Source organism: Aeromonas sp. HMWF017 (assembly GCF_003061465.1).
GTDB lineage: Bacteria > Pseudomonadota > Gammaproteobacteria > Enterobacterales > Aeromonadaceae > Aeromonas > Aeromonas veronii.
Genome location: NZ_QAJD01000100.1, coordinates 1 through 9,878, shown reverse-complemented (window position 1 = coordinate 9,878; position 9,878 = coordinate 1). Strand labels below are relative to the sequence as shown.

Genomic DNA, 9,878 nt, shown 5'->3' with positions numbered 1-9,878 from the left:
CAATTGTCTTCAATCGGCTATGGCTTTTGGCCAAAGCTGCGGGCCAGGTCACCAGACGGTGATCTACTCGCCACTATCTCCCTCACGGATGGACGATACGACCCACTCCCGCCACAGGTTCAAAACTGTTTAATTTTTTCTGCCCTTTTCCCTCCGATTGCCCCTATCAGGGCTCGCCCGGCGGGCGCCCCTTGGCTAAGCTAGCGCCCCGATATGAACCTTCTCCAGATGAGAGCGCCGGATGATTGCGATAACCCCCGTGGCGGCCCTGCGCGGCCTGCTGCTGACCCTGCTGCTGGCGCTGGCCGGCTGCCAGCCAACCCCGCCAGCCCAAACCCGTATTCAGGGCAAGACCATGGGCACCTACTATGTGGTGACCGTGAGCGATAGCTACCCCGGTGGGGAGCCCGCCCTCAAAAGCGATGTTGAGAGCCTGCTGGCCCGGATGAACAAGGAGATCTCCACCTACGATCCGGGCTCGCTCATCTCCCGTTTCAATCAGGGGCCCGCCAATACCCCGTTTGCCATCCCGCCCGCCATGGCCATCATAGTCCAGCAAGGCATTGATGCCGGAAAGCTGACCAACGGCAAGCTGGATGTGACCGTGGGGCCTCTGGTCAATCTGTGGGGCTTTGGCCCGGACAAACGGCCGGTCAAGCGACCCGATGAGGCGGCCATCGCCGCCGCCCGCCACAAGGTGGGCATCGACAAGCTAACCCTGACCTCGCAGGGTGATCACTTCCTGCTCGAAAAAACGATCCCGGATCTCTATCTCGACCTATCCACTCTCGGCGAAGGGGCGGCATCGGATGAAATCGCCGCCCTGCTCGAGGGCAAGGGGGTACGCAACTACCTGATCGAAGTGGCCGGTGCGGTGCGCAGCAAGGGCAACAACAGCAAGGGCTCGCCATGGAAAGTGGCCATCGTCGAACCCTCCGATCAGCCGGGGGCGTTTTCCGATATCGTCATCCCCAACGGCATGGCGCTCAGCACCGCAGGCAGCTATCGCAACTACTACGAGCTGGATGGCCAGCGTTACTCCCATATCATCGACCCCGCCACCGGCCAGCCGGTCACCCACAAGCTGGTCTCCGCCAGCGTCATCACCCCGACCGCACTGGAGGCCGATGCCCTCGATACCGCGCTGATGGTGATGGGGCCTGAAGCGGGGATGGCATTTGCCAAACAGCACCAGCTGGCGGTCTATCTCATCATCAAGACCGAACAGGGGTTCAAGGCCGAGTACACGCCGCAATTTGCTCCCTATCTGGCAGAGAAAAAACGGTGAGTTCAAGGCCCTGGCAACAGGGCCTTTTTCTTTCACTCATCGCGGACAAAAGGCGGACAAACGGAGATGGTTCGCAATCGACAACTTGGCCAATTGCCTCTTCGGGCGCTTTGGTGGCACACTTTCTCCCATCAGCCCGTAGCGCCTCGACCCAGACAGATGCAGACACCTGAACAAGAACCAGAAAAAAAGAGCCCAGCCAAGCCACAACGCATTCTGATGGTCAATGAGCAGCGCTCGTTTCAGGTGATGATGAAGGCGATGCTGCTCAATCTGGGTATCAGCAACATCACCTACTCCAATACTGCAGAAGATGCGCGGCGCCGCTGCCAGAAGGGCAGTTTCGACATCTATCTCATCGATTACGATCTCGGGGTTGGCGAGAATGGCCGCCAGTTGCTCGAAAGCCTGCGCGACAAAGACCTGATCCCGCCCCAGAGCGTGGTGATCATGGTGAGTGGCGACAGCTCCCGCGCCATGGTACTGAGCGCGCTGGAAGCCGAGCCCGACGAATACCTGATGAAGCCTTTTTCACAGGAGCAGTTCTCGTTTCGCTTGAAGCGTGCCCTCGCCCGGCGCAACGCCCTGGCCAGCGTCTTTACCGCACTGGCCGATGACAATCTGGCAGCGCTCATTACCGCCTGTGCCGAGCGGGCCGATGCGGTGCCCCGTTTTGCCAACTACTGCCGCTGCCTGCAGGCCGATACCCACCTCAAGCTGGGTCAGGCGCAGGAGGCGCGCGCCCTGATGCGCCAGCTGCTGGCCGGGCAGGAGAACAGCTGGGCCCGCCTGACGCTGGGCAAGGCGTGCAACACCCTGGGGCTCCACGAAGAGGCGGTCAGCCATCTGCAGGCGACCCTCAAAAATACCCCGCTGATGGTGGAGGCTCACCTCTGGCTGGCGGAATCCCTGCTGGCCCTTGGCAATGACGAGCAGGCGCAGCAGGAGCTCAGACGGGCGGTGGATATCTCCCCCCAGTCGGTGCAACTCTCCCGTCGGCTGGCGGAGGTGTGCCTGCAGCGTCACGACTACGCCCAGGCCAAGGATGTGCTGATGTCGCTGATCGACCTGTCGCGCAACTCCATTCACCGCACGCCCCATTATCTGGGGGCCTATATCCAGACCCTGACCCTCTACGCCCTCAATAGCAACGACAGCTACCACATCGCCAACCTGCAAAAGCAGGTCAATTCTGCCCTGTCGCGCATCCGCGATTCGCTGATGATGTCGGAGTTCAACTACCCGGTGTTCGAGCAGATCTGTCAGGCCCGGGTGCAGATTGCGCTGGGGGAGCTGCTCAAGGGCAAGAAGATGCTCTATCGCGCCAACCAGAACTGGCTCGATGAGCCTGCCACCATGCCCCCCGCCCTGCTTGGCGAAACCATCCTCGCCCTCTACCAGCTCGGCGAGTTTGAATATGCCGAAAGCCTGCAAGGGCTGCTGGCGGAGGACGAAGATCGGCTGCTCACCACCTGCATTCAGGCAACCCGCGATGACAAGACGGTGCTGGAGCGGCGTCAGCGCTACCAGCAGCTCAACGATCTGGGGATCAAGGCCTATCAGAGCGGCGAGCTGGAGCAGGCCCTCGGTCATTTTCGCGAGGCCCTGCGCCGCGCCCCCGCCAATACTGGTGCGGCCCTCAACAAGATCCAGGTGCTGCTGCAGCTGATGCAGAAAAACCGCAAGAGTCCGGAATTTGGTGCCGAGTGCAAAGACACTCTGGACGTGCTCGACGGCATCCCCCTCAACCCGGCCCAGCAGGAGCGTTTTCGCAAGTTGCGTCAGGAGTTCAACCAGTTCAGCTAAGACCCCGCCGCGCCCCCTTTTCCCCGCCTATGCTGAAACCAGTTCGGCAATGCGAGGGAAACGAAGATGGCGATGTGTCGTTATCTGGTGGCCGATGGCCGCCACTGCAGTGAAGAGGCTGGCGAGCACGATCTCTGCCACTGGCATGATCCCCACCATACCCATCAGGAAGCCCACACCGCCGAGGCGCTTGAACAGTACGTTCGCGCAGGCGGACTCTGCCACGGCCTGCAGCTGTCACGGGCCAATCTGGCGGGCCTCAATCTGGTCAACAAGGAGTCCGATCAGGGATTTTTGCTGGAGCAGTGCAACCTCTATCGCGCCACCCTGCGCGGTGGTCACCTCTACGGCCTGCGCATGAAGGGCGGCAGCCTGATGAAAGCCGATCTCAGTGATGCCAACCTCCAGTGCGCCACCCTCGATGACGTCAACCTGCTCGGCATCCGCTGGCACAACACCCGGCTCGACAACATGCAGACCGGCAAACGGGTGATGCAGGATCGCAAGGGGCGCCGCGAACGGGATCCCAAACAGGCGCGCATCTGGTTCAAGGAGGCAGAAGAGACCTACCGGGATCTGCGCAAAGCCTCCGAGGCGCAGGGGATCTTCACCATGTCCGGCAACTATATCCAGCAGGAGCTCACCATGCGCCGCCTGCAACTGCCGTTCTGGTCGACCCAGCGCTTCACCTCCTGGGTGGTCGATCTCTTCTGCGGCTATGGCGAGGCCCCGATGCGGGTGGTGCTCTTCTCGTTGCTGCTCATCTTTATCTGCAGCATTTTTTACTTCTTCTGCGGACTGCATTTTCAGGGCGAGCACCTCATCTACCAGCCCGGTGCCCCTCTCGAGCAAAATGCCATCTTCCTGCTCGAATGCCTCTACTACAGCGTGGTCACCTTCACCACATTGGGGTACGGCGACTTCACTCCGGTCGGGCTCTCCAGGATCTTTGCCGCCTTCGAAGCCTTCACCGGCAGCTTTACGCTGGCGCTGTTTGTGGTGGTATTCGTCAAAAAGATGACCCGCTGAAAACCTGTCCACGATCCTACTGCGAGGCTGTGATCAAGGCTCATGTGCTGCTCGGAATCCTCATGTATACATATACAATCCGGTTCCTGCGCTGCGCTTCACCTTGCTGACAGCCTCTCGCGACGGATCGTGAACAGGTTACCAAGCCGCTGCACCAGTCACAGCCCCCGAACTTGCATCCACCGCCGATTCCTAGTCCAATAGCCACTTATAAAAATGACATGAGCATCCCGGACATGAAGATCATCTCTTTCAATATCAACGGCCTGCGCGCCCGTTTGCACCAACTGCAAGCCATCATCGACAAGCACCAGCCCGATGTGATCGGCCTGCAGGAGATCAAGGTGCACGATGAAGCCTTCCCGCTGGCCGATGTGGAAGCCATGGGCTATCACGTAGAGTTTCACGGCCAGAAGGCCCACTACGGGGTCGCCATCATGAGCAAGCAGAAGCCGGTCAAGGTGGAGAAAGGCTTCCCCACCGATGATGAAGAGGCCCAGCGCCGGATGATCATGGCCACCTTCGAGCGCGAAGACGGCTCCCTCATCAAGGTGATGAACGGCTACTTCCCGCAGGGTGAAAGTCAGGATCATGAGACCAAGTTCCCGGCCAAGCAAAAGTTCTACGAGGATCTGCAGCACTACCTCGAGACCAACCACACCCCGGACGACCAGCTGGTGCTGATCGGGGATATGAATATCTCCCCCACCGATCTCGACATCGGCATCGGCGAGGCAAACCGCAAACGCTGGCTGCGGGATGGCAAATGCTCCTTCCTGCCCATCGAGCGCGAATGGATGGAGCGACTGAAAGGGTTTGGCCTGACCGACACCTTCCGCGCCGCCAATCCCACCGAGTGCGAGCGTTTCTCCTGGTTTGACTACCGCTCCAAGGGATTTGACGAGAACCGTGGCCTGCGCATCGACCTCATCATGGCCTCCGATGCTCTCAAGGACAAGGTGACCGAGACCGGCATCGACTACGAGCTGCGCGGTATCGAGAAACCCTCCGACCACGCCCCCATCTGGGCCTGCTTCGCCTGATGTAGCGCCGGATGCCGCAATGATATCGCCAATCTGTGAAGTGGCTCGCGGTTGCCTGCGATAAAAGGGCGTAGACAGCCTATCCAGACAAGGTGCCTCAGGGCACCTTCTTTTTGCAGCAAGGAGTGCCAGCAGTGACCCCAACTCACCTTCCTCTCTCCCCCGCCCGTTTTCTGGCCCTGCGCCTGCTGCCGGGGGAGGATCTTATCGCCGGATTGCGCACCCAAATGGCCCGACACGGCCTGCAGGCGGCCTGGATCACCGGGGCGGTCGGCAGCCTGACCCACGCCAACCTGCGCTATGCCGCCCAGCCCGATGGCACCCTGCTGGAGGGGGCCTTCGAGGTGATCGCCCTTGGCGGCACCCTGGATCCGGAGTGCGAACACCTGCATCTCTCCATCTCTGACAAACAGGGATTGATGCGCGGCGGCCACGTGCTGCCCGGTTGCCGGGTGCGCACCACCCTCGAACTGGTAGTCGGAGAGCTGGAGGCGTACCGTTTTGGCCGTGCCCCCTGCCCCCAATCCGGTTATGAAGAGCTGCTCATTACCCCCAGAACCTTGTGAGGATCACTATGTCCGTCAGTAAACTCTCCAGCTACAACCTAGCTTTTATGGTCATCTGCATCGCCATCAACATGGTGGCGGGACAGGCCGCTTCCATGCTCAAGCTGCCCATCTTCCTCGACTCCATCGGGACTGTGCTCTGCGCCATTCTGGCGGGCCCCTGGATGGCAGTCGCCACCGGTCTGCTCACCAACCTGCTGTGGGGACTGCTCACCGGCCCCATCGCCGCGGCCTTTGCCCCGGTCGCCATGATGATTGGCCTCAGTGCCGGTCTGCTGGCACGGGCCGGCTGGTTCAACAATCTGCCCAAGGTGGTAGTGAGCAGCGTGGTGATCACCCTGGCGCTCACCCTGGTGGCCATTCCCATCCGCTCCTACCTGTTTGGCGGCGCCACCGGCAGCGGTGCTGATTTCGTGGTGGCCTACCTGCACGCCATGGGTAGCGATCTGCAGGAGTCGGTCGCCGTCACCGTGCTGGGTACCAACCTGCTGGACAAGCTGCTGACCGTGCTGATCGCCTGGGGGCTGGTACGCCGCCTGCCGCAGCGCACCCTGCGCCACTTCCCGCAGATGGCTGCCGTGCGCTGATGCACCCGTTTACCTCCCTCGCACTCTGGCTCTGGTTTTCGGTCACGGCCAGCGTGCTGCCGCCCCCCTGGCTATGGGGCTGGAGCCTGCTGCCGCTACTTGCTCTGGTGCTGCTGCCGGGTGCCCGCGCCCGGCTCAAGCTGGTGCTGGCGGTAATGCTGCCGCTGGGGCTGGGGCTCTATCTGGTGCACGGCCCCTGGTTGCGGATCCTGCTCGGCATGCCAGCGGTTCCAGCCAGCGAAGCGTTTCCCATTCTGCCCCTTTGGTGCCGGCTGCTCGCCTGTCTGGCCAGCGCCCAGCTCTGGCTGTGGGCGGTCTCGACCGAGCGGTTTGTTCATGCGCTCTTTGCCAGCCGGCTGCCCATCGCCCTCTCCTACCTCTGCTGCGGCCCGCTGTTGCTCAAAGAGCAGCTTGGCCACCAGCTGCGCGCTATCATGGAGGCCCAGCTAGCCCGCGGCGTGCCCTTTGACGGCAATCCGCTGGCCCGGCTAAAGGCAACGCTCCCGCTGCTCTCGCCGCTGGTCGGGCAGGCATTGAGTGAGCTGGCCACCCGCAGCATGGCGCTGGATCTGCGCGGCTTTCGCAGCCAGCCGACACGCACCCGCATGACGGAGATCCCGCAGCAACGTTACGAGCCACTACTGCGCTATCTGTTGCTGTTGCTGGTAGTGCTGGAGATTGTCTGGAGGTGGTGGCCATGATCTCGCTGCAAGGGTTGACCATCGGCCACGCGGCCCACCCTGACCACTTTCAACTGGGCCCACTCGATATTGAGCTGAAAGAGGGCGAATGGCTGGCCATCCTGGGTGGCAATGGGGCAGGCAAATCCCTGCTGGCCCAGCTGCTGGCGGGGGGCTGGACCCAGCTGCACCTCGACACGCTGACGGGAGAGGGCGTCATTCTCGGGCAGCCCCATGATAGCGGCCAGCTCAATCACCATGCGGCTGTGCGTCAGTGGGTACAGCAATCCCCTTATCTGCAATTTTCCGGCTGCTGTTTTTCGGTCGCCGATGAGGTGGCGTTTGGCCCGGCCAATCTCGGGTTGCCGCCTGATGAGGTCAGCCGGCGGGTATCCGATGCCATGGCGCTCTGCAACTGCGAGGTGCTGGCAGCCCGCCATCCCCTCGATCTGTCGGGAGGTGAAGCCCAGCGCGTGGTGCAGGCCTGTGCCCTGGCGATGGCTCCCAAGCTCTTGATCCTCGATCAGGCTTTCAGCCGTCTGACCCCGGCGGCAACCCAAACCATGCTGCGGCAGATCCGCCGCTACAGCGAGGAAAACGGCTGCAGCGTCATCTTGCTGGAGCAGCGGCTTTTTCCGGCCGCTCACTTCTGCGAGCGATTCCTGCTGCTCGACCATGGCCGCCAGCTGGCCTGCGGTGAGCTGGGCGAGGTGCTGCCCCATCTGCCCGGGAGGGTTATCCTGCCGGACTCCCTGCGCGAGACGCTACAGGTGCGCGACCCGCGCCATCACCCCTACCCCTTGGCCATGTTGCGGGAGTTTTATGCTGAGCTTTGACCACCTCTGCTTCTCATGGGCACCGGACAATCCCTGCCTGCACGACATCACATTGCAAATTGCCAGTGGGGAACAGGTCGCCATCGTCGGGGATAACGGCGCAGGCAAGTCAACCCTGCTGCGACTGGCGGCGGGTCTGCTGGCCCCCACTTCGGGCACGGTGAGCTGGCAACAGCAGGCGCTCTGCAAGCAGCGGGCACTGGCCCGTGCCAGTCAAATCGGCTTTCTGTTTCAGGAGTCTGAGCGTCAGCTGTTTCACAGTCGGGTCGAGGATGAAATCGCCTTTGGCCTGCGCCTGCAGAAACTGCCGCGCGAGGAGATCCGGCTGCGGGTCGCCGCAGCTCTGGAAGAGTGCGAGCTGACAAAGTGGGCGGCCACCCATCCGCTCGATCTCGATACCGGTCAGCGGCGCATGGTGGCGGTGGCCTGCCTCCATGCCATGCAGCCCGCCTTGCTGCTGCTCGACGAACCGAGCCGGGATTTCGATCCCCATTGGCTTGCCATTCTTGAAAGCTGGCTGGCCAGCGAACGAGCTAAAGGCACCACCATAGTGGCCATCAGTCACGATGCCGAATTTGTCAGACGCAACTTCACCACCCTGATCGAGCTGAAAGCTGGCCATCTGGTTGTCCACGGCCCCACAGCCGAACTACTCTCTGCACTCAATGGCTATCACCAAGACGAGAAGAGCAGTGCCTTGCTGTTGGCTGCCATGGCCAGGGCTGAACATCCCCGATGAGTCCCGCCCATATCGGAAAAGTCAGACTTTTTCGTCAATCGGCAACCCTAATTGCCACTTTGAGAAGGTTGTGTTCAAGGTTGCCGCCCTATCATCTCCCATTCCAATCATAAAGAAGTTGTTTTTTTAATCATGAAGTTAATGATGTGTATGGAGAAACATGCTGAACGCAGCAGCCGAAATCGATCCAACAGGAGTGTGATGATGAAGGTGCCCAATGCCGGAAGAGAGGTTTACAAACGCAGCTTGCTGACCCTGGCGCTGATCAGCGGTCTGAGTGCCTGTGGCGGCGAGACGACCCAGACGGCACAGACCATGCCCGCCGTCCCTGTGGTGGTCGCCGAGGTCAAGCTGACCGATGTACCGCTCACCACCGAGATGGTGGGAGAGACCGCCGGTTTTCGCGAGATTGATGTGCGCTCCCGGGTCAGTGGCATCCTGCTCAAGCGCACTTATGTGGAAGGCCAGCCGGTTACCGCCGGTCAGGAGCTGTTTCTGATTGACCCGGAGCCCTACAAAGTGGCGCTGGAGCAGGCCAAAGGGACTTTGGCTCAGGAGCAGGCCCGTCTCAACAAGGCCCGTGCCGATCGGGATCGCATCATTCCCCTCTTCAAGCGTCAGGTGGTGAGCCGCAAGGACTATGACGACACCATCGCCAACTATGAAGCGGCCATCGCCAGCCATCAGGCCGCTCAGGCCAAGGTGAAAGAGGCGGAGCTCAACCTCAGCTACACCCAGGTGACCGCCCCCATCAACGGCATGGCGAGCAAGAGCTCCCAGTCTGAGGGGAGCCTTATCTCCACCAGCGGCGACAACGGCCTGCTCACTACCATCACCCAGTTTGATCCGCTCTACGTCAACTTCTCCTACTCGGAGCAGGATCGCCTCAACTTCGAAAACTCGGTAAAGAAAGGGGTGATTGAGGCGAAGGATGCCACCACCTGGCGCACCCATATCCGTCTGGCCGATGGCTCCCTCTATCCGGAGGCGGGCAAGCTCAACTTCTCCGACAACCGGGTCGATCCCCAGACCGGCACCATCCGTGCCCGCGCCATCTTCGACAACAAGGACGGCGTACTGCTGCCCGGCCAGTTTGTCCGCATGACCATCGATCTGGGCACCCGCAAAAATGCCATCGTGGTGCCGCCGCGCGCCATCGTCCAGTCCCAGGCTGACCGCATGGTGATGGTGGTCGATGCCGACAACAAGGTAGTGCCCCGTCCGGTGACCCTGGGCGCAGCGGTCGACTCCGGCGTGCTGATCGAGAGCGGCCTGCAGGCAGGTGAGCGCTATATCGTCGAAGG

General features: G+C 61.4%; 10 protein-coding genes. All 10 read left to right on the top strand.

Annotated elements, in window-relative coordinates:
* Positions 1–241 precede the first annotated feature (241 nt).
* Positions 242–1,288, top strand: coding sequence for an FAD:protein FMN transferase (locus tag DBR30_RS09660; RefSeq protein ID WP_108541990.1), 1,047 nt, complete (start codon positions 242–244; stop codon positions 1,286–1,288).
* Positions 1,289–1,447: 159 nt separating this feature from the next.
* On the top strand, positions 1,448–3,094 hold the full coding sequence (locus DBR30_RS09655) for a tetratricopeptide repeat-containing response regulator (RefSeq protein WP_005361691.1): 1,647 nt from the start codon (positions 1,448–1,450) through the stop codon (positions 3,092–3,094).
* 66 nt (positions 3,095–3,160) lie between these two features.
* On the top strand, positions 3,161–4,123 hold the full coding sequence (locus tag DBR30_RS09650) for an ion channel (RefSeq protein WP_108541989.1): 963 nt from the start codon (positions 3,161–3,163) through the stop codon (positions 4,121–4,123).
* A gap of 236 nt (positions 4,124–4,359) precedes the next feature.
* Entirely contained in the window at positions 4,360–5,166 is an 807-nt protein-coding gene (gene xthA, locus DBR30_RS09645) for an exodeoxyribonuclease III (protein WP_005337776.1), read from the top strand.
* A gap of 134 nt (positions 5,167–5,300) precedes the next feature.
* A complete protein-coding gene (locus DBR30_RS09640) occupies positions 5,301–5,732 on the top strand; it encodes a PPC domain-containing DNA-binding protein (protein ID WP_108541988.1) in 432 nt (143 codons plus the stop codon).
* A gap of 8 nt (positions 5,733–5,740) precedes the next feature.
* Entirely contained in the window at positions 5,741–6,319 is a 579-nt protein-coding gene (locus DBR30_RS09635; RefSeq protein WP_108541987.1) for an ECF transporter S component, read from the top strand.
* Complete coding sequence (locus DBR30_RS09630) at positions 6,319–7,020, top strand: energy-coupling factor transporter transmembrane component T (protein ID WP_108588320.1); 702 nt, start codon at positions 6,319–6,321, stop codon at positions 7,018–7,020. Before DBR30_RS09635 ends, DBR30_RS09630 begins: the two co-directional genes overlap by 1 nt.
* Positions 7,017–7,835, top strand: coding sequence for an energy-coupling factor ABC transporter ATP-binding protein (locus DBR30_RS09625; RefSeq protein ID WP_108541986.1), 819 nt, complete (start codon positions 7,017–7,019; stop codon positions 7,833–7,835). Before DBR30_RS09630 ends, DBR30_RS09625 begins: the two co-directional genes overlap by 4 nt.
* The gene (locus tag DBR30_RS09620; protein WP_108541985.1) at positions 7,822–8,574 is read left to right on the top strand and encodes an energy-coupling factor ABC transporter ATP-binding protein; all 753 of its coding nucleotides are present in this window, start codon (positions 7,822–7,824) and stop codon (positions 8,572–8,574) included. The genes DBR30_RS09625 and DBR30_RS09620 overlap by 14 nt, the downstream gene beginning before the upstream one ends.
* Positions 8,575–8,778: 204 nt before the next feature.
* Positions 8,779–9,878 (top strand): efflux RND transporter periplasmic adaptor subunit (locus DBR30_RS09615; RefSeq protein ID WP_108588319.1); only part of this gene is annotated, 1,100 nt, incomplete at its 3' end.